Origin of the sequence: Pseudomonas sp. A014, from assembly GCF_052378495.1 — a bacterium.
Lineage (GTDB): Bacteria > Pseudomonadota > Gammaproteobacteria > Pseudomonadales > Pseudomonadaceae > Aquipseudomonas > Aquipseudomonas machongensis.
Genome location: NZ_CP199001.1, coordinates 4945241 through 4965416, shown reverse-complemented (window position 1 = coordinate 4965416; position 20176 = coordinate 4945241). Strand labels below are relative to the sequence as shown.

The 20176-nt window shown below is 59.1% G+C and carries 14 protein-coding genes and 1 pseudogene; 13 read left to right on the top strand and 2 right to left on the bottom strand.

Going from position 1 to position 20176, the window contains the following annotated elements; all coding sequences use genetic code 11:
- Positions 1–255: 255 nt before the first annotated feature.
- The gene (locus ACTYOL_RS23055) at positions 256–2856 is read right to left on the bottom strand and encodes an autotransporter outer membrane beta-barrel domain-containing protein (protein ID WP_197892340.1); all 2601 of its coding nucleotides are present in this window, start codon (positions 2854–2856) and stop codon (positions 256–258) included.
- A 242-nt stretch (positions 2857–3098) separates the two neighbouring features.
- Here ACTYOL_RS23055 and ACTYOL_RS23050 point away from each other — a divergent pair, with 242 nt between their 5' ends.
- Together ACTYOL_RS23050 and ACTYOL_RS23045 are read left to right on the top strand one after the other, a co-directional pair.
- Positions 3099–5069, top strand: a complete 1971-nt coding sequence (locus ACTYOL_RS23050; RefSeq protein ID WP_444757102.1) for a hypothetical protein — start codon at positions 3099–3101, stop codon at positions 5067–5069.
- 58 nt (positions 5070–5127) lie between these two features.
- Entirely contained in the window at positions 5128–5475 is a 348-nt protein-coding gene (locus ACTYOL_RS23045; protein ID WP_153774768.1) for a hypothetical protein, read from the top strand.
- A gap of 67 nt (positions 5476–5542) precedes the next feature.
- Here ACTYOL_RS23045 and norR read toward each other — a convergent pair whose 3' ends face one another.
- A complete protein-coding gene (gene norR, locus ACTYOL_RS23040) occupies positions 5543–7096 on the bottom strand; it encodes a nitric oxide reductase transcriptional regulator NorR (protein WP_444757101.1) in 1554 nt (517 codons plus the stop codon).
- Between the two features lie 231 nt (positions 7097–7327).
- Here norR and ACTYOL_RS23035 point away from each other — a divergent pair, with 231 nt between their 5' ends.
- The 11 genes and pseudogenes from ACTYOL_RS23035 to ACTYOL_RS22985 all read left to right on the top strand — a co-directional run bounded on the left by ACTYOL_RS23035 (position 7328) and on the right by ACTYOL_RS22985 (position 19989).
- On the top strand, positions 7328–9154 hold the full coding sequence (locus ACTYOL_RS23035; protein WP_444757100.1) for a hypothetical protein: 1827 nt from the start codon (positions 7328–7330) through the stop codon (positions 9152–9154).
- A gap of 217 nt (positions 9155–9371) precedes the next feature.
- Positions 9372–10550, top strand: a complete 1179-nt coding sequence (hmpA, locus tag ACTYOL_RS23030; protein WP_444757099.1) for an NO-inducible flavohemoprotein — start codon at positions 9372–9374, stop codon at positions 10548–10550.
- A 350-nt stretch (positions 10551–10900) separates the two neighbouring features.
- Complete coding sequence (locus ACTYOL_RS23025; protein WP_054892511.1) at positions 10901–11407, top strand: disulfide bond formation protein B; 507 nt, start codon at positions 10901–10903, stop codon at positions 11405–11407.
- Between the two features lie 556 nt (positions 11408–11963).
- Positions 11964–12908, top strand: coding sequence for a ubiquinol oxidase subunit II (gene cyoA, locus ACTYOL_RS23020; RefSeq protein ID WP_054892512.1), 945 nt, complete (start codon positions 11964–11966; stop codon positions 12906–12908).
- Between the two features lie 3 nt (positions 12909–12911).
- Positions 12912–14930, top strand: a complete 2019-nt coding sequence (cyoB, locus tag ACTYOL_RS23015) for a cytochrome o ubiquinol oxidase subunit I (protein WP_444757098.1) — start codon at positions 12912–12914, stop codon at positions 14928–14930.
- A gap of 3 nt (positions 14931–14933) precedes the next feature.
- Positions 14934–15557, top strand: coding sequence for a cytochrome o ubiquinol oxidase subunit III (locus ACTYOL_RS23010; RefSeq protein ID WP_054892514.1), 624 nt, complete (start codon positions 14934–14936; stop codon positions 15555–15557).
- Entirely contained in the window at positions 15557–15889 is a 333-nt protein-coding gene (gene cyoD, locus ACTYOL_RS23005; RefSeq protein ID WP_054892515.1) for a cytochrome o ubiquinol oxidase subunit IV, read from the top strand. Before ACTYOL_RS23010 ends, cyoD begins: the two co-directional genes overlap by 1 nt.
- Positions 15890–15900: 11 nt before the next feature.
- Entirely contained in the window at positions 15901–16788 is an 888-nt protein-coding gene (gene cyoE / locus ACTYOL_RS23000; protein ID WP_054892516.1) for a heme o synthase, read from the top strand.
- A gap of 120 nt (positions 16789–16908) precedes the next feature.
- A pseudogene (locus tag ACTYOL_RS22995) lies at positions 16909–18036 on the top strand (hypothetical protein).
- A 162-nt stretch (positions 18037–18198) separates the two neighbouring features.
- Positions 18199–19407: an alanine transaminase gene (alaC, locus tag ACTYOL_RS22990; protein ID WP_054892518.1), complete on the top strand. Its 1209-nt coding sequence runs from the start codon at positions 18199–18201 to the stop codon at positions 19405–19407.
- Between the two features lie 198 nt (positions 19408–19605).
- Positions 19606–19989, top strand: a complete 384-nt coding sequence (locus ACTYOL_RS22985) for a YkgJ family cysteine cluster protein (protein ID WP_054892519.1) — start codon at positions 19606–19608, stop codon at positions 19987–19989.
- The last annotated feature ends 187 nt before the right edge of the window (positions 19990–20176 follow it).

The following is a 20176-nucleotide window of genomic DNA, read 5'->3' as shown; positions in this document are numbered from 1 at the left end:
TTCTGGAAAACCAGGGCTGACAATGAAGCGAGTCCCTGCCGGGACACTCCATTGTTCAGCTGTTGATACCAGGGGAACTATTGCCAGGCCTAGCGTGGCGAGGCGCAGTGATACAACAGTGGGCTTCATGATGAGACTCGGCCGGAATTGAAGGGCCGATATTTAATGCGTACGGATACCTGGAGGGATGCAGGGTAATTCCCTTGGGGGCCAGGAAAAATCCTACAGCGACCACTGGTTTCGCATTAAAGAGCCTCACCAGCTGAAGCGTACCCCTATGTTCACGCCCCAAGGCTGCTCGATGTTCTTGCCGTTGCTGTAGTCGAAGTCCGCATGGGCCTGCAGTGCTCCACTGAGCGTGGCAGCTATACCTACGCCAAGCTCTGCGCGTCCACCGGACAGGTCGTCATGGAAGGTGGCGTTGTTTACCTTGATTTTATTGTTGCGAGCGAACTCGCGTACGGCTGCGACTTTGACATAGGGCTGGACGAAACCTCCGGATTCCAGTGGCAGCGTGCGCCCCAGGTGGGTACCCACCTTGCCGAGCAGCGAGTTCGCTTTGTTGTTTCTGGCACGCAGGTCATTGTCGAGACTGTAGTTCTCACCGTCGACCCACAAGGCAGACACCTGCGTATAGGGTTCGACGAACCAGTTGTCGGCGAGCTTGATGTGGCGGCCGGCTTCTACCGAGCCTCCCATGCCGTAGTTGGAATAGTCGCCTTTGGCCTTCTCGCCATCGTTCATGCGAACGTCTGCTTTGTTTTCGAAGCGGTTGGCCTTGAGTACGGCATCGACATAGTAGCCGCCGTCGGTCAGCCAGGTGCTGTAGAGGCCCAGGTAATAGCTGTTGACACGACCATTGCTGCCCAGGCGCATGCTCAGTTCAGAATCGCTGTAGCCGCCCATCACACCGACCAGCCATTGCCCATTCTGGCTGGGCAGGGCGGTGTCCGCGCCAATCGATATGCCTTGCTGGGTCTGCTGGTAATCGACCTGATCGGCCGTCGAGATCCGGTAACGATTCGCATAGCTGCGTGCCCATACCCCGCCCTGATTGCCGCCTTGGCGCAACTCACCCAGGCGGCTGCGCAGCGTGCTCAGCTCCCCATACCAGACCGTTGGCGCTGCACTGAACACGGCGATGGCTGTTTGCGCGCTGGGCGAGATGATCGGCGTCTGGGCTTGCACCAGATACCAGTCGGTAGCACGTTGCTCCAGAAGGTAGGAGTAGGCGCCGACATCCACGGTGCCGGTTTGGCTGAGAACGGCGAAGCGCGCATCTCCTCCTTCGGTATGCACGACACGTTGCGGCAAATCGCCCTGTACGGGCTCGGCACCGGTATTCTGGATCAGAAGCCCGTGCTGCCCTTGAGCCTGCCCCTGGATATTCACCAGATCGCTCAGGTGCCCTGCCAGGTCGGTACCCAGAACGAAGGTGCCCGAGCCCTGAAGGCTGGTGGCCGTCAAGGTGTGGAAGGGGCCCTGAGCGGGGCGCAGGTCGACGGTTCCACCGTTGAGGGTCAGGGCTCCGACACTTGAATCATCGATCACGGCCAAGCGGGATGAAGCATCCAGCGTGGTCTGGGAAACATTGCGCACGGTACCGGTGAACAGCGAGCCGTTGGTCAGGTTCAGCACACCGGGTGTTTGCGCATCCTGGATCATCTCGCCGGTCATGCGGCTGTTGTCAAGCGACACGCTGGCTGCATTGCTGACCGTACCGTCCAGTGTCGAGGCGTTGCGCAGGACGACTTCGGTCTGACTTCCTGCCGCAGAGATGACGTTTCCACTCACGCTACTGGCATCCAGGCTCAGGCTGCGCACGTTGTTGATATTGCCATTGAAACGCGAGCCGGCTGCCAAATCCGCGGTTGCGCTCGAGCCTAGGGGCTGGTTCAAGTTGCCGTCGACTGAGCTGGCGTCGAGTTGCAAGCTGCTGAGGTTGTTCAAGTCGCCTGTCAATTGTGCGGCGTTGATCATCCTTAGATCGGCGAGCCCACCTTGGGCAACTTGGATATTGCCCGTCAGCGTGCTCGCGTCGATCAAAATGTCTGCCTGAGCCACCCTGCCTGCCAGGTCGCCTGGTAATCCCACCTCGATCAGGGTCTGGTTGGCGGCAATCAGCGTCGATCCATTCGCGATGACGATCTCGGCGGACATGGCTTGAGCGCTCTGGTTGCTGACCACGATTGCACTGCCGTCCTGCGATGTCAGGCTGGAATTGTCCAACTCCAGGCGTGGCGCTGTATTGTCGCCCCCCGAACCGAATAGGCCTGCGCCACGATTGGTGCCCGTGGCGTTGCTGTTACGCAGGATCGCCTCGCCACCGACCAGCGTGATGCCCAGTCCATTACCCGCTACTGTACTGCCAACCACCCCTGAACCGATGATCGTCGAGTCGATGAGCGTAGCGCTGCTACCTCCCGACACGTTGAGGCCTCGGCCTGTGCCTGAAATCGTGGAGTTGGTCACCAGCACCGTCGAGCCCGGGGCTACGGCGCCTACTCCTCTGATGACCGAAAGACCTGTATCGCCCGTCGAACTCAAAGTGGAGTCCTTGATTGTTCCCGTGGACTCGGTGAGCACCACACCTCGTTGTGCGCCGCCTGTTACCGACGCTCCGTCCAAGGTCACCGTGGAGCCGGGTAGCGCAACGACACTCAACGTGGCGCCGCCAGGCGTCACCGAGAGTGCTGCGGCGTTAAGGGTCCAGGTTTCGGGGGGAGAGCCCGCACCGACTGTCGCGCTGCTGCCCGGCGCCAGACTCGCCGCCAGGGATAAAGGACTGATTGCAAGAAGCAGCAAGACCGATGGCGAGCGATAAGAAACGTGCTTTTCGATACAGTCCTTCCTCATGTGACTAGCTCCCTAGGTGCATGCATGAGTGCCCAATCCTTTGCAGCGATGCCGTGGCGTTACTGTAGACCACGTTGCGTTTTGTGCACCTGTTAAATTTGCTAGGTTACAGACGAGGCTTGCTTCATCAATATGGATCTCGCAAGTCATCCCGACGCCCTGCCATGGCGCTGTTGAGGTTTTCCGTCGGCTTAATATTGATGGTGCTTGATCCATATCAAGCACGTGCGAGAGGAATCTTTATGAACAGTAAAGTCACGATTGCTACCACCAGTAGAAAACACAGCGGTATTCGCATTCTCGCGTTGCCGGAATTGACCGTTCCCGTGCGTGATGCAACGCGCGGAATTATTCCCATTATTGAACTTGATAACGACTTGGAGGTGAAGGTTCCCAAAAGTAGCGATCTACGACCAGGTGACTTTATTCGCTTGTTCAACGCCGGAACCTGGTTCGGCGATGAATTGGAAATTACTCAGGCGGATCTCGATGACCCCACGCTCATCGAGTTCACGTTAATTTATCCTCAGAGTGAATTCCCCGCGCCAGGAACTGATGTCACCGTTGCACTGGACTACGGTATCTATGATCCCTTTTCCGAAAATGGGCAGCCCTCTCAGCGTGTAGTGAATACCCGTTTTGACCGTCGGGCAGCGGGAGGTGCGCAGTTACCGCCCATTGCCTTCACCGAGGAGCAACTTAGTGGTATTACCGAAGCGGATATGGTTGCTGATGTGCTGCCACTTGTAATTAGCCCCTATCACTACGGCGAAGCCGAAGACAAGATAGAACTTTGGCTGGGCACCTCTGCCGATGAAAGCTCCGGTACTTGGTTGGTGCCCACATTCGAGGTCACCAATCCCACCTTGAATGTGCGCGTAGAAATTACTCGCCAAGAGCTGGAAGACGCGGGAGATGGTCTGCGCTACTTTGCTTATCGCGTCACTGACTGGGCAGGCAACATCAGTGGGATTTCAAGCACCACTCCAATCGAGGTGTTCCTCCAGTTGCCTGCGTTGGATGCACCACTTGTACCGGAAGCCGACGATGGGCTGATCACCTACAATGATGCCAATCCCAGCGTCGGCGTCGCTATCCCCACCTATGACGGCGCCTCGGCGGGCGATTCTATCGTACTGAGCTGGGGGGCAGCGAGATTGGCGCCCTATGTCCTCACTCCAGCCGATGCGATCAACGATCCGCTGGTCACCCTGGAAGTGCCATATGCGATCGTCAGGCAGGAAGGCGATGGCAACATCAACGTCCGGTACCAGATGAGCCGCGCAGGGCAGCCCCCGATTACCTCTGGCGATACTCCTGTAGAGGTGAATCTGACCACCCCTGGCGGACCTGACCCCGACCCGAATCCGGAGCTGCCGGAGCACGGGAACATCAAGGCGCCAACGATCAAATGCGGGACCAGCCCTGATAACACGATCACGCCGGGAGATTTTGGCAAAGATGCCGTGGCCATCATCACGCGTCCAGGCGTTGACAACAAGCCGATCTGGCTGGTGGATGATGTGATTCAGTTGCACTGGCAGAATATTTCCAATCCGGAACTTACGCCCGTTACCGTCACGGTGAGCAATGAGCCGGCGAATATCAATTACCCGATTCCGTTCACCGGTGTTATCGATCAAACCGGATCTGGCGAGTTCGATGTGTACTTTACCCTCACTCGGGAATTACCTGCCAGTCCCAACCCTGTACCGGTAACGGTTCGTTCGCCGATTCAGCGTGTCAGAGTGACTGCCGGTGCTGAATTACCGGGCGATGGTAACCCGCTGAATCAGGCGAGTTTCCCTGATGCAAACTCGCGGAATATCATCACGCGCGCTGTCGGTATGGCAGGCACCGTGTTCCGTATTCCATTGGCCGGTGTCTCCAATATCGAACTGACGAAGAATCCAAGGGTAAGCTACGATTTCGTGGGTATCGAGACACCGTTAAACCAGGTGACTCCGCCACCACCGCCTTTCACACCGATCGAAGCATCGCGTATCAAGATGGCGGGTGTTGCCCTGACACAGAGTGACTTGGACACTGGTTATATTGATGTGCCGCTGCCGTACAGCCTCACGTACTATATCTGTCGAAATGGGGCCATTGTCGATTACACCATCGAAAACGATATCGGCCCAACTCAAGCCAGCCAAGGATATGTCTATTTTGCGCTGAATCAGGGGGGCGGGACCTGCACACTGCCTTGAGCTAAGCGCGGTGACTGTTTCTTCCCAATACAGCATTCATTGTAAGGTTGAATACGAAATGAACCAGATTTTAAAGATAGCTCCCCTGCCACCGATCAACTTCACCGACGATCAGCGCCAAGGGATTACAGACGAACTTTTGCAAGACGACAAGTTGTGGGTGAAAATCAACCCTTATTTTGGCGGCCAATCCGGCGATACGGTCGAGTTGTGGCTGGGCGATAGCCAGAATTCTGGGCGTTATTTGCAACCCGTCTATACCGTCGATGATCCTGCCGAGTTTACCGAGGTGGCATTTACGCGTGCCGAATTGCTTGAGCACAACCAAACACGCGCCTTTTTCGGATACCGCATCAACGAGAGGGAGCGGTCGTCGCTGGTCGGTATCAACATCGACCTGAGTTAACGCCCAACCTATGATGCAGGATGATCGTGTCCGGCCGCCGCTGCGTCCGGACGCGATCATCCGTGTATCAGCGTACCCCCAGTCGGCGCGCCAGCCGGCTCAAGTTGGCGCGGTCGATACCCAGTTCCCGAGCGGCCGCGGCCCAATTGTCTTCATGGCGCAACAGACACTCCTCTATGAGCTGACGCTGATAGGTGTCCATCGCTTCGCGCAGCCCCCCTTCAGGCAATGGCAACGCTTTTATCCCCGCGATATCAGGTGAGTGATCCTTGATGGCTGACGCAATGTGCAGGTCCAGGTCGACTGCGTCCAGGGTGAGTATGCGTGGACGTTGTGGATGCCGACCCAACGCCTTGAGCGCGGAGCGGCCAATGAGGTGCTCCAGTTCGCGTACGTTGCCTGGCCAGTCGTAGGCCAGCAACGCTGCCTGGGCCTCTGCGCTCAAACGCAGGCTGTCCAGGCCCAGCCGGGAGCGATTCTGCTCGAGGAAGAAACCGGCGAGCAGCAGTACGTCTCTGCCTCGCTCGCGCAACGGCGGTACCTGTAGCGGGTAAACGCTGAGGCGATGGTAGAGATCGGCGCGAAAATGCCCGTTGCGCACCTCGCTGGCGAGGTCTCGGTTAGTGGCGGCGATCAGGCGCACATCGACCCTGTGTTCTTGATCCGAACCCAGGCGCTGCAACTGGCCGCTTTGCAGAACCCTCAGCAGTTTGGCCTGCACTGACAGAGGCAGTTCGCCCACCTCATCGAGAAACAGCGTTGCGCCGTCGGCCAGTTCGAACTTGCCACGGCGCTCACTGTGCGCGCCGGTGAAGGCGCCTTTGACGTGACCGAACAGCTCGCTTTCCACCAAGGCTTCGGGCAGTGCGGCGCAGTTGAGGCTGACCAGCGGTTTGTCCGCACGTTTGCTGGCCTGGTGCAGCGCCAGTGCGACCAGTTCCTTGCCGACACCCGTCTGCCCGGTGACCAATACGGTCAGGTCGCTGCCCGCCACCAGGCGAATTTCTTCCAGCAAGTGCTTGTGCGCAGGGCTTTGGCCAATCAGTTCCCTGTGCTGATCGTTGACCTGTCGATAAACCTCGGCGCGTTGTTGCTCGGTTTCCACGCGCAAGGCCAGGTTCTCGATGCGTTCGGCCACGGTCACAGTGGCGGCAGCCAGGCTGGCGAAGGCCTGCAAGGCATCCAGTTCAAGGCTCTGGAACTGGCCCGGAGTAAGGGCATCGAGGGTCAGCAAACCCCATGGGCGCTCGTCGACCATCAGCGGGCAGCCCATGCAGTCGTGAACCTCCAGGCCTGCTTCGAGGGTGTTGACCAACCCATCGTAGGGGTCCGGCAGTTCGGAGTCGCTGGCAAAGCGAGTCGGCTGCGATCGGCTTAGCAATATCTGGAAGCGAGGGTGTTCGCTGACCTTGAAGCGTCGCCCCAGGGTGTCTGTGGATAAACCGTCGACGGCAAGCGGTACCAGCCACTCGCCATCCAGGCGCAGCAAGGCAGCGGCATCGCAGGGCAGCAAGCTGCGCATGGCTTGCAACAGACGGCGATAGCGCTCCTGGTCAGGCAGGTCGCGAGAGAGGTCGCTGACCAAGGGGAGGAGGGCGGTGAGCAGGGGTTTTGCGAACATGCGGGCGTCCTGGAGCGGCGTCTGGGGCATACGGTCGCGAGTTGTCTGCTTGACGTCAAGATCTGCCTGCCGCGTGACATGAGGTTACTCGGCATTCTTACCTGGTAAATCTGTCAGGTTACGCCCTCGTCGGTAGTGGATAGAGTTGGACGACACCTTATGCCACCCGTCCCGTCTGACGGGTAAGGCAACGGCTGGGTATCCTTTCAATCGGGCGAAGGTATTTTTCCAATGACCAAACAAGAGATATTTCTCAGCAAATTTCCTGTTTCAACCATGGCAGATGCATTGCACCCACTGGTTATCACGGATATGGACTCTGGTGGCCTACCGCGCGATGGCTTGGGTTGGAGTGAGTTGTTCGATCCTACCCGTGTCGTGTCGATGTCAGCCAAACTGCCGGACGTCGTTCGAGTGGGCGATGAAGTCAGCCTTTTCTGGACATCTGTCAAACCTTCCACGCAACCACCTCAAGCCCCTCCGACAGAGGAGCCGGTGCAGTTCTACCTATTGGATGCAGAAACCGAGGCGCGGGGCTGGTTGAGCTTTGGCGTGGTACGCGATGACCTGAATCTACCGGTAGACGATGATATTCCTTACCCATACTTCGGTTACGTCTTCTATAGGCTGTATGACCCGCTCGCCGATGAAACACGCTACTCGGAGTATCGGGAGGTGCTGATCGATCTTCGTGTGCCTGGAGGGCTCGATCCCAGGCCAGGATCTCCGGCCAATGAAAACCTTGTCGCGCCTATAGTGACGCCCTCCACGATCGACTCCCCTACCACCCCCGTGAGGGTTACGATCGAGGCATGGGATTTCATGCAGCCGGATGACCAGATCACACTGGTCTGGAACGGTGCTCGTCATGTCGGGAACCGCCTGGTCGCGGGTGATGTGGGTAAGCCATGGGTGATCAACGTTCCCGCTGAGTTGATCAGGGAGGGTGGGAGCGGTGAAAACCTGCTGGTGTATTACGAAATCCGTGATCGGGTGCAGAACTACTCGCGTCCCTCCCCGCCTACTTACGTGAAGGTCGAAGACCCCAACGCACTCGAGGCCCCTGAAGTGGAGGGAGCGGAGAATCCACCCTACAAATTGGACCTGGCAGCGTTGGACGGTGACGATGTGACCATCTACCTACCTGACTACGAGGGGTACGCGAGAGGGGATTCCGTCACCATGCACTGGGTTGGGCTAAGTGCCGAAGCCGATGGTAAGCAGGTGCCGTATGATTGGCCGGCCAGAACGATCAATGGGACCAGGGACAAGATCTTCATTCTGCCGTATATCTACGCGGCCCTCGTGGTGAACGGTCTCGCTACCGTGTATTACGAGTCCACACCTGCTGCCGGCGGTAATGCCAGACCCTCACGTCGGCGCTCGATCATCATCGTCGGTGAGGGCATTGCGTTGCAGCCCCCGGTTCTGCTCGAAGCGGTAGGTGACGAGATTGATCTGACCAGCCTGAGCGCCGAGGAGGTCCATGTGCGAGTGCCCGTTTACCCAGGGCAACGGGCAGGGGATGTAGTTACGCTGTTCTGGACTGGCAAGGTCGGTAACGGCGGTGGCATGACCTGGCAAACCGACCTGACGGTTCCCGTCGGGGGCGAAAAAGTCGAGCTTGTGTTCGAGGTGTCGTTGCCTTACCTGAGCCCATTGGTGGACGGTACCCTCACCTTGAGTTATTCGGTGCATACCCCCGAGTTCGATATCAGGCGATCCTCGCCCGAGAACGTCTACAACGTTGTGGACAGTGGGGCAGCCAATTTGCCGGCACCGACCTGTGCCCAGGTAGAAGGCAGTGGTGCCGGTGCGTCGATGCCCTCGGGTACCGAGAATGCAATCATCGAGATCCCGGACAGTGCAAGTCTGCGTGTGAACGATGCAGTCACGCTGCATTGGGAAGCAGCTTCTGGGGGTACCCCGCCAGCTTACACCGAGACCAAGACGTTCACGGGATTCCCATTCAGCTTCACTGTGGGCAACGCGGTGATCAAGTCTTTTGAAGAGGTTGATGTGTCGGTGACCTACTCGGTTCAGCGAGCTGCTGCGTGATCGATGTGTCATGAGGGGCGGGCCGTTGAGCCAGTGATCACTCACAGGCTCAACGGCTTGGTCATTTTGACTATTGCAGTCATTATGACTTCAATTGATTCAGGTCATATTGACTTCATTGATATCAAGTTGTTGATTTAAAAGAATTTAATTGTTGGCATTGTAATTGCGATTGGCTGGGTAGTCATTCGAAGCCCAAAGCTCAGGAGTCACTGCAATGCTCAATGCCGACCAACGTGCAATCATCAAGGCTACCGTCCCGCTGCTCGAGAGCGGTGGCGAGGCGCTGACCACTCACTTCTACAAGATGATGCTCAGCGAGTATCCCGAAGTGCGTCCGCTGTTCAACCAGGCGCACCAGGCCAGCGGTGACCAGCCTCGTGCGCTGGCCAACGGCGTGCTCATGTATGCCCGCCATATCGACCGGCTGGAACAACTGGGTGGCCTGGTTGGCCAGATCATCAACAAGCATGTGGCCTTGCAGATCCTGCCCGAACATTACCCGATCGTTGGCAGTTGCCTGCTGCGCGCCATCGAGGAAGTGCTGGGCAAGGACATCGCCACCCCGGAAGTGATCGCTGCCTGGGGCGCGGCCTATGGCCAGCTGGCCGATATTCTTATCGGTGCCGAAGAGGGCCTGTACAAGGCCAAGGAAGAGGCTGACGGCGGCTGGCGTGGTGCCCGGGATTTTCGTGTGGTGCGCCGTGAGCAGGAAAGCAGCGAGATCGTCTCGTTCTACTTCGCCCCCATCGATGGTAAGCCGGTACTCAAGGCCGAGCCTGGTCAGTACATCGGCCTGCAGTTGTTTATCGACGGTGCCGAACAGCGCCGCAACTATTCGCTCTCGGCATTGTGCGATGGCGAACAGTACCGCATCAGTGTCAAGCGCGAGGCCGGGGGCAAGGTGTCGAACCATCTGCACGATCAACTGCAGGTCGGCGACACGCTCAAGCTGTTCCCGCCGTCTGGCGACTTCACCCTGGCACCTGGCGACAAGCCGCTGGTGCTGATCAGTGGTGGTGTCGGCATCACCCCGACCCTGGCGATGCTCGAGGCTGCGCTGAAGACCGAGCGTCCGGTGCACTTCATCCACTGCGCACGCAACGGTTCGGTGCATGCTTTCCGTGACTGGATCGACAGCCTGGCGGCGCAGCATCCGCAACTGCAACGCTTCTATTGCTATGCCGAGGACGACGGCAGCCGTGACGCCAATGCGGTCGGCCTGCTGACCCAGGATCTGCTGGCCGAGTGGCTGCCGCGAGCGCGTGACGTGGATGCCTACTTCCTTGGACCAAAGGGCTTCATGGCGGCGATCCGTCGTCACCTCAAGGTCCTGGGGGTTCCGGATGCGCAGAGCCGCTACGAGTTCTTCGGGCCGGCGGCTGCTCTGGAATGATCTACTGACCAGGCTGGCGTCTTCGCGGGCAAGCCCGCGAAGGGGTTGGCCTGTCCATATATAAGGAAGGATGAACAGCGCCCCTCAGCTTTCATCTTTAATCCTCCTTTAATCACTGTATCCTTCACTCCCGGGTGTCGAGGGGCTGGTCCCTGCGCGACGCCCGGGCAGCCGCTTTTTTTACCGGCCAAGGTTGAACCGATGTTGCCAACGCCGGTCACAGCATCTCCGGATAGCCCTGCGCAGCGCTGTCTCGCCGCTTCCTCGACACGCTAAGAGACCATCCCTGCGTGTAGACTTGCGCCCAGGCAGGCGGAACACGCTGCACCTATCCATCCAAGGAATCGGCAATGAACGAACAAACCCTGCGCCTGAATCGGGAACGGCGCTTCCTCGTGCTGTTGGGGGTAATCTGCCTCTCGCTGATCGGCGGCGCGCTGTACATGCAGGTCGTGCTAGGCGAGGCACCTTGCCCGTTATGTATCCTGCAGCGCTATGCCTTGCTGCTGATCGCGCTGTTCGCGTTCATTGCCGCAGCCATGCCCGGACGACGGAGCCTGACCTTCTTCGAGGCGTTGGTCGTGCTCAGCGCAATTGGCGGAATCGTTGCGGCCGGCAACCATGTGTATATACTCGCCAACCCGTACGCCAGTTGCGGCGTCGATGTACTGCAGCCGATAGTCGACGACCTGCCCCTGGCGCGGCTCTGGCCCCTGGCATTCCAGGTCGACGGTTTCTGCACCACACCGTACCCGCCCATCCTGGGTCTGTCGCTGGCGCAATGGGCGCTGGTGGCGTTCGTCCTCACTGCCATCCTCGTGCCGCTGGGCATCTATCGGAATCGGCGCCGGGCTTAGACAAAAGTCCCGATTTGATGCAGGTCTATTGCACGGTGAGATAACCGGCAAAATTTCCCCAGAGACTGATCCTGATCAACGTTGAGCCCTTGTAGTACAAGGGTTTCAGGGCTATCAAGCCGGGTGCGACAAACTGTCGCGAAGTTGATTTTTCAGGCAGGATTATTACAAATCCTGTAAAAGACTGTTGCTCAATAAGTCATAGTCAAGGGGGGGCGACCTATCTACAATCGCCCCCAATTTCCGTTCGGCACTGCTTGCGAGTCGCAGGATTGAAGGAAGCCCCAGCGCTCCTTTTGCTGACTTCGACAAGTTTCGCCCAACGGCGATCCGGGCGGACACCCCTCCGCGTTTTCCCGCACCAAATGGAATTGGTCTGAAGTACAGGCCTTTAGCCTAAGAAAACCCCAAGCTCGTCCATACGCTCAACGCCCAGATCCAGCAGTCGGATCCCAGGCAGGCGCGGGTTCGAGCTCGAAATGCTAACGCTTGGCAGGACGAAGTGTTGGCGAACAAAACACATTGCATTGAAGCAAGCTGATCTAGAGGTCGTGAGATGAGTAAAAAGCGTTACCCCAGACTGTTTGGCATATTGCCCTTTTTAGGCATGCTTTTACTCAGTGGGTGCAACTGGACCCTGCTCGACCCGAAGGGCCAGGTCGGCATTGAGCAAAAGAACCTGATCCTCATCGCTACCGGCCTGATGCTGCTGGTCGTGGTGCCAGTCATCATCATGACCCTGGTCTTCGCCTGGAAGTACCGCGCTTCCAACAAGGCTGCCACCTACACCCCCGACTGGTCGCACTCGACCAAGATCGAAGCTGCGGTGTGGATCATCCCGATCCTGATCATCATCGCCCTGGGCTACGTCACCTACCACTCCACCCACAAGCTCGACCCTTATCGTCCGCTGGATTCCGATGTGAAGCCGGTGCAGATCGACGTGGTCGCCCTGGACTGGAAATGGCTGTTCATCTACCCGGAGCAGGGCATTGCCACGGTCAACAAGATCGTCTTCCCGGCTAACACCCCGGTCAACTTCCGCGTGACCTCCGACGCCGTGATGAACTCGTTCTTCATCCCTGCGCTGGGCGGCCAGATCTACGCGATGGCCGGCATGACCACCAAGCTGCACCTGATCGCCAACGAAAATGGCGAGTTCGACGGTATCTCCGCGAACTACAGCGGTGCTGGCTTCACCGGTATGAAATTCAAGGCAACCGCCACTTCGCAAGCCGACTTCGATGCATGGGTCGCGCAAGTGAAGGCTTCGCCGAAGAAGCTGGACAAGGCCGAATACGACGCCTTGGCCAAACCAAGCGAAAACAACCCAGTCGAGCTGTACAGCGAGGCTTCGCCTGACACGTTCCAGCTCATCGTCGACAAGTACGAAGGCATGAACCGTGGTCGTCCGAGCCACGAAGAAGCAGGCAGCAAAGACCTGGCCACTACCAAGGGTGTGGAAACGAGTATGCAACCAGCTGCCGGTGCAGAGGAGTAAGAGATGTTCGGTAAATTAAGCCTGGAGGCGATTCCCTATCACGAGCCGATAGTCATGGTGACGCTTGCCATTGTCGCGCTCGGGGGCCTCGCCGTCGTTGGTGCCCTCACCTATTTCCGCAAGTGGTCCTACTTGTGGACCGAGTGGCTGACCACGGTCGACCACAAGAAGATCGGGGTGATGTACATCATCGTCGCGATGGTCATGCTGCTGCGCGGCTTCGCCGACGCCATCATGATGCGTACCCAGTTGGCTGCCGCGACCGGCGGCTCCGAAGGCTACCTGCCGCCTGAACACTATGACCAGATCTTCACCGCCCACGGTGTGATCATGATCATCTTCATGGCGATGCCGTTCTTCACCGGCCTGATGAACCTGGCCCTGCCTCTGCAGATCGGTGCACGTGACGTTGCCTTCCCGTTCCTGAACTCCCTGAGCTTCTACCTGCTGCTGGCAGGCGTGCTGCTGGTCAACATCTCCCTGGGCGTCGGCGAATTCGCCAAGACCGGTTGGGTTGCCTATCCGCCACTGTCGGGGATCCAGTACAGTCCGGGCGTAGGGGTTGACTACTACATCTGGGCGCTACAGCTATCAGGCTTGGGTACGACACTCACAGGCGTGAACTTCCTGGTCACCGTCCTGAAGATGCGCGCACCTGGCATGAAGCTGATGGACATGCCGATCTTCACCTGGACCTGCACCTGGGCCAACGTGCTGATCGTCGCTTCCTTCCCGATCCTGACCGCCGCACTCGCCCTGCTGACCGTTGACCGTTATCTGGACTTCCACATCTTCACCAACGAGCTTGGTGGGAACCCGATGATGTACGTCAACCTGTTCTGGGCCTGGGGTCACCCTGAGGTGTACATCCTGATCCTGCCGGCGTTCGGCGTGTTCTCGGAAGTCACCTCGACCTTCTCCAGCAAGCGTCTGTTCGGCCACCACGCGATGATCTACGCATCGGGTGCCATTGCCGTACTGGGCTTCGCGGTCTGGCTGCACCACTTCTTCACCATGGGTGCAGGCGCCAGCGTCAACACCTTCTTCGGCCTGGCGACGATGCTGATCTCCATTCCGACCGGTGTGAAGCTGTTCAACTGGCTGTTCACCATGTACCAGGGTCGCGTGCGTTTCACTCCGCCGATGCTCTGGACCCTGGGCTTCATGGTCACCTTCTCCATTGGTGGCATGACCGGCGTACTGCTGGCCGTTCCAGGTGCTGACTTCGTGCTGCACAACAGCCTGTTCGTTATCGCCCACTTCCACAACGTGATCATCGGCGGTGCGGTGTTCGGCTACATTGCCGGCTTCGCCTTCTGGTTCCCGAAAGCCTTCGGTTTCACCCTCAACGAGAAGTGGGGCAAGGCGGCATTCTGGTTCTGGCTGTCCGGTTTCTACGTGGCCTTCATGCCGCTGTACGCGCTGGGCTTCATGGGCATGACCCGTCGTCTGAACCACTCCGACAACCCACTGTGGGAACCCTACCTGTACGTGGCCGTGGTCGGTGCGGTGCTGATCCTGTTCGGTATCGCCTGCCAGCTGATCCAGCTGTACGTATCGGTTCGCGACCGCAACCAGAACCTGGATGTCACCGGCGATCCATGGGGTGGCCGTACCCTGGAATGGTCGACTTCGTCGCCACCTCCGTTCTACAACTTCGCCCAAATGCCCGAGAAGGTCGGCCTGGACGCCTGGCAAGAAGCCAAGGAAGCCGGTGTCGCCTACAAGGTGCCGGCCAAGTACGAAGCGATCCACATGCCGAACAACACCGCTACCGGTCTGTTCATGGGTCTGTTCCTGACCATCTTCGGCTTCGCTTTCATCTGGCACATCTGGTGGCTGGTGGGTGCGAGCCTGGTAGCAACCATCGCGGTCTTCGTTCGCCACGCTGCGCGTGACGACCAGGGCTACATGGTCCCTGCCGAAGAAGTGGCGCGCATCGAAGGCGAACGCCAGCGGGCCCTGCAGCTTGCCGGTGTACCTACCGGTGGCGCACGTGTCGAAACCTTTGAACGGGTGTAATCAATGTCCAGTCAAGTAATTCACGGCGATGCACATGGTCACGACCATGGGCACGACGATCACCACCACGACTCGGGCCAGATGACCGTCTTCGGTTTCTGGCTGTACCTGATGACCGACTGCATCCTGTTTGCGTCGCTCTTCGCCACCTACGCGGTGCTGTCCGGCAGTTTTGCCGGCGGCCCGTCGGGTCATGACATCTTCCAGCTCGACTTCGTGCTGGTCGAAACCGCATTCCTGCTGCTGTCCTCGATCACCTTCGGCTTCGCCATGCTGAAGATGTTCGCCGGTAACAAGGCAGGCGTACTGGGCTGGTTGGCAGTGACCTTCCTGTTCGGTGCAGGCTTCATCGCGATGGAAATCTACGAGTTCCATCACCTGATCGTTGAAGGCTACGGCCCGCAGCGCAGTGGCTTCCTGTCGGCGTTCTTCGCGCTGGTCGGTACCCACGGCCTGCACGTGACCTCGGGTCTGATCTGGATGGCCATCCTGATGTACCAGATCAACAAGCACGGCATCACGCCGACTGCCAAGACCCGCATGAGCTGCCTGAGCCTGTTCTGGCACTTCCTGGACGTGGTCTGGATCTGCGTCTTCACCGTCGTCTACCTGCTGGGGGTTCTGTAATGGCTAACGCACACGACACTCACCACGAAGGTAACCACGGCAGCGTGAAGTCCTACATGATCGGCTTCATCCTGTCGATCATCCTGACCGCGATCCCGTTCGGCCTGGTGATGTATCCGACCCTGCCGAAGAACCTGACCGTCCTGATCGTGGTGGCCATGGCCGTCATCCAGGTCGTGGTGCACCTGGTGTACTTCCTGCACATGGACCGCTCGAAAGAGCAGCGTTCCACTGTCTCGACGTTCCTGTTCACCGCTCTGGTAATCGCACTGCTGGTAGGCCTGTCGCTGTGGATCATGTTCAGCATCCACTACGAAATGTTGGCCAAGTGAGGTAAGACTGCATGTCCGTGAAGCACTTTATCCAAATCACCAAACCGGGGATCATTTTCGGTAACGTGCTTTCCGTGGCAGGCGGTTTCTTCCTTGCCGCGAAGGGCCATGTGGACTTCGCCCTGTTCCTGGCGGTGGTGGTAGGTACTTCGCTCGTGGTTGCGTCCGGTTGCGTGTTCAACAACTGCATCGACCGTGACATCGACCAGAAGATGGAACGTACCAAGAACCGCGTCATGGTCCAGGGCGGCATGTCGCTGCCCCTCGCACTGATCTACGCCACCCTGCTTGGGGTGGCGGGCTTCAGCCTGCTGTATGTCCAGGCCAACCCGCTGTCGGCGTTCTGCGCGCTGATCGGCTTCGTGGTCTACGTCGGCTTCTACAGCCTGTGGCTCAAGCGCAAATCGGTGCACGGCACCCTGGTCGGCAGCCTGTCCGGTGCCATGCCTCCGGTGATCGGCTATTGCGCAGTGAGCAACAGCTTCGACCTGGCAGCGGTCACGCTGCTGGTGATGTTCAGCTTGTGGCAGATGCCGCACAGCTTTGCCATCGCCATCTTCCGCTTCAAGGATTACAGCGCTGCCAACATCCCGGTCCTGCCGGTGGCTCGCGGTATCCTGGCGGCGAAGAAGCAGATCGTGCTGTACGTGCTGGCCTTCGTGCTCGCCACGCTGATGCTGACGCTGGGTGGGTACGCCGGTCTGGGTTACCTTGCCGTTGCGGCTGCCATGGGTCTGTACTGGTTGTACATGGCCTGGGGTGGCTACAAGGCCGAGGACGACAGCAAGTGGGCACGCAAGGTGTTCGGCTTCTCCATCCTGACCGTTACCGCGCTGAGCGTGATGATGTCGGTGGACAGCCAGACCGCTGCCGACGTGCTGATGACCTACGCACGCTGAAGCCTTCGCGTTTTACAAGAACCCGGCCTTTGGCCGGGTTTTTTGTTGGCAGATTTTCCGTCTGCGTGCAGGCGTTCGAACACACTAGTTTGGGCCTCCAAACCATCAGGAGGCATCCAAATGAGTGTTTTTACCGTCTATTTCTGTGGCACCGGGTCCCATCGTTTCGATGACAAGAACCCCAACTTCTGGAATGGTGAGCTGATCGCCACGCTGGCGAGCAATCACTCCGGCAGGGAATTCGTCGATTGGATCACAGTCGATGGCCCAGGCAGTGGCAATCTGCAGGACGATGCCCTGTTCGTCGATGACGGCGACTACTACAAAGTGACCGGCACCCTGTTCGGCAAGGGTTGGGATGAGAATGTGCAGCACGCCCTGCAGGTCATCAAGGGCAAGAGTACCTGGGCCCGCACCAAGCTCACCGAGCAGCAATACCAGAACCTGAAGAGTGCAGGCATTCCCATTCCTGATGCCGAGGCCGGCGGCTCGTGGTTCTGGCGCACTTACGACTACGGCGATCGCGCGGTGACTCCTTAGGCCTTGCAGGAGCAGTTGATCAAGCAACTGCGCAAACCGCTGATCCCGACCACGGTCAACCTGGTGGGGTGGAGCAGGGGCGGAATCAGTTGTCACATGCTTGCCAACGCCATGGCGCAAGACCCGGAGCTGTGCGATGTAAAGGTCAACATCTTTGCCATCGATCCGGTGCCCGGCGTGGGTAACGTGCAGTCTGAGCGTGTGCAACTGGGAGCCAACGTGAAGGAGTACGTGGGGTTCTACGCACGAGACGAGCGATCCAAAGGTTTCGCCTGTGTGGTGCCTGTCACTGCATACGGTACGCGTATGAGCGTTCTCCCGATGCCGGGCCGTCATGCAACGCTGGTGGGCAATGCTTCGATAGACGGCGCAGGTTCCGGCAAGGCACTGCCTGAACCGGGGATGATCGTGCGGCACTTCGCCGAGGTTTGCCTGAAGCGTTGGGGTGTAACGCTGGACAAGTGTCTGGATTTGAGCGATGCCGCGCTGATGACCTATCACAAGACCATCGACGCGAACGATGAGCTCTACCGCGCCATGCGCAAGAAGTCCTATACCGTACTGACCGAAGGCACTGCCGATGAACGTATGGTTCACCGCGGCAGCATTGCCACGGAGTTCACCCAGGTGCGTGGCGAGCACATGGACCCCAGCGATGGGTTGAGCATCCAGCGCTTCGACTTGAACGCCTACAAGGCTTTGCGCTGAGTTACACGCTTACCCGCCAACGAGCGAGTCTCGCTGGCGGGCTGCCAATCTGTCGGTAGCCCCTTTACAACGCCAGGGCAACCAGACTATTTTCTGCCTCGGCCACCGCAGTGGCCAACGTCGCTCGGACGGTTCCGGGCGCTTACGTCTCTCGAGGAAAGCATGGCCAACCCAGGTTCGCCGCGCCGCTTTGCGCGCATCGATCGTCTCCCCCCCTACGTCTTCAACATCACTGCCGAGCTCAAGATGGCGGCACGCCGTCGCGGCGAAGACATCATCGACCTGAGCATGGGCAACCCGGATGGCGCGACTCCGCCACATATCGTCGAGAAGCTGGTGCAGGTCGCCCAGCGTGAAGATACCCACGGCTACTCCACCTCGCGCGGCATCCCGCGCCTGCGCCGCGCCATCTCCAACTGGTACAAGGAACGCTACGAGGTCGAGATCGACCCGGACAGCGAAGCCATCGTCACCATCGGCTCGAAAGAGGGCCTCGCGCACCTGATGCTCGCCACCCTCGACCATGGCGACACGGTGCTGGTGCCCAACCCAAGCTACCCGATTCACATCTACGGGGCGGTGATTGCCGGTGCTCAGGTTCGCTCGGTGCCGCTGGTACCGGGCGTGGACTTCTTCAATGAGCTGGAGCGGGCGATCCGCGAATCGATCCCCAAGCCGAAGATGATGATCCTGGGCTTCCCATCCAACCCGACTGCGCAGTGCGTGGAGTTGGACTTCTTCGAGCGTGTGGTCGCCCTGGCCAAGCAGTACGACGTGCTGGTGGTGCACGACCTCGCTTACGCCGACATCGTCTATGACGGCTGGAAGGCCCCCTCGATCATGCAGGTGCCCGGCGCCAAGGATATCGCGGTGGAATTCTTCACCCTGTCCAAGAGCTACAACATGGCGGGCTGGCGGATCGGTTTCATGGTCGGTAACCCCGAGCTGGTCAGCGCCCTGGCGCGGATCAAGAGCTACCACGACTACGGCACCTTCACTCCGCTGCAAGTGGCGGCGATCGCTGCGCTGGAAGGCGACCAGCAGTGTGTGCGCGACATCGCGGAGCAGTACCGGCAGCGCCGCAACCTGTTGGTCAAGGGGCTGCATGAGCTGGGCTGGATGGTCGAGAACCCGAAAGCCTCGATGTACGTCTGGGCCAAGATCCCCGAAGCTTATGCGCACCTCGGCTCGCTGGAGTTCTCCAAGAAGTTGCTGGCCGAGGCCAAGGTCTGTGTCTCGCCCGGTATCGGTTTCGGCGACTATGGCGATGACCATGTGCGTTTTGCCCTGATCGAAAACCAGGATCGCATCCGCCAGGCCATCCGCGGCATTCGTCAGATGTTCCGCGCCGACGGCCTGACCAGCAAGTAAGCCCCAGGCTCAAGCCGCAAGCAGGTCTGCGATGGCAGGCCGTTTGCGGCTTTACCTGCCGCTGGCAGCATGGCGCTCGAAGGTCGCGACCAGCGGCCGTCTTTTTTTCATTTCCCCTCTATCCAGCCGCTCGTGCTTGGATTAAAAATGGCGCCGCGAGCGCCCGCTCGATAACAACAACTTCCCTTCCTGGCCATCATGTCCGAACAGAACCCTTGCCTGACCTGCGGCGCCTGCTGCGGCTACTTTCGTGTGTCTTTCTTCTGGGGTGAATGCCAGTCTTCGGGCGGGTTGGTGCCCGACGATCTGGTGGTGCAGATCAATCCGACCCGCGTGGCGATGATCGGCACAGACGCCAAGCCTTGCCGCTGTATCAGCCTGGACGGCGAGATCGGCAACAAGGTCGGGTGCACCATCTACGAGAATCGTTCCACCCCCTGCCGCGAGTTCGACGCTTCATGGGAGAACGGGGTGCACAATCCCAGCTGTGATGACGCCCGTGCCGCCTATGGCCTGCCACCACTGACACCTCCCGGTGCCAACGAGCCGCACTGGCCTGACGATGGGGCAGAGGTCGCGTGAAAGTGAACGGCCGGATCATTTGCGAAACGGCCAAGCCCATCACGTTTTGCCTGCCGGACACGACCGTTCGTCGGTTGGATCCAAGCGGCGCACCGCTGCAGCCCGCGAAATACGGGCTGCCTTGAAAAAGTATTAACACCATTTGACCGCCCCGGCGGAGCCTCACGCCTGCTCGCCAGCGGCTACA

Coding starts and splice junctions, on each gene's coding strand:
- norR (WP_444757101.1), bottom strand. CDS start 7,096: ATGTTCGCAAAACCCCTGCTCACCGCCCTCCTCCCCTTGGTCAGCGAC.
- ACTYOL_RS23025 (WP_054892511.1), top strand. CDS start 10,901: ATGAACGAACAAACCCTGCGCCTGAATCGGGAACGGCGCTTCCTCGTG.
- cyoA (WP_054892512.1), top strand. CDS start 11,964: ATGAGTAAAAAGCGTTACCCCAGACTGTTTGGCATATTGCCCTTTTTA.
- ACTYOL_RS23045 (WP_153774768.1), top strand. CDS start 5,128: ATGAACCAGATTTTAAAGATAGCTCCCCTGCCACCGATCAACTTCACC.
- hmpA (WP_444757099.1), top strand. CDS start 9,372: ATGCTCAATGCCGACCAACGTGCAATCATCAAGGCTACCGTCCCGCTG.
- ACTYOL_RS23010 (WP_054892514.1), top strand. CDS start 14,934: ATGTCCAGTCAAGTAATTCACGGCGATGCACATGGTCACGACCATGGG.
- ACTYOL_RS23055 (WP_197892340.1), bottom strand. CDS start 2,856: ATGAGGAAGGACTGTATCGAAAAGCACGTTTCTTATCGCTCGCCATCG.
- cyoB (WP_444757098.1), top strand. CDS start 12,912: ATGTTCGGTAAATTAAGCCTGGAGGCGATTCCCTATCACGAGCCGATA.
- alaC (WP_054892518.1), top strand. CDS start 18,199: ATGGCCAACCCAGGTTCGCCGCGCCGCTTTGCGCGCATCGATCGTCTC.
- ACTYOL_RS23050 (WP_444757102.1), top strand. CDS start 3,099: ATGAACAGTAAAGTCACGATTGCTACCACCAGTAGAAAACACAGCGGT.
- ACTYOL_RS22985 (WP_054892519.1), top strand. CDS start 19,606: ATGTCCGAACAGAACCCTTGCCTGACCTGCGGCGCCTGCTGCGGCTAC.
- ACTYOL_RS23035 (WP_444757100.1), top strand. CDS start 7,328: ATGACCAAACAAGAGATATTTCTCAGCAAATTTCCTGTTTCAACCATG.
- cyoD (WP_054892515.1), top strand. CDS start 15,557: ATGGCTAACGCACACGACACTCACCACGAAGGTAACCACGGCAGCGTG.
- cyoE (WP_054892516.1), top strand. CDS start 15,901: ATGTCCGTGAAGCACTTTATCCAAATCACCAAACCGGGGATCATTTTC.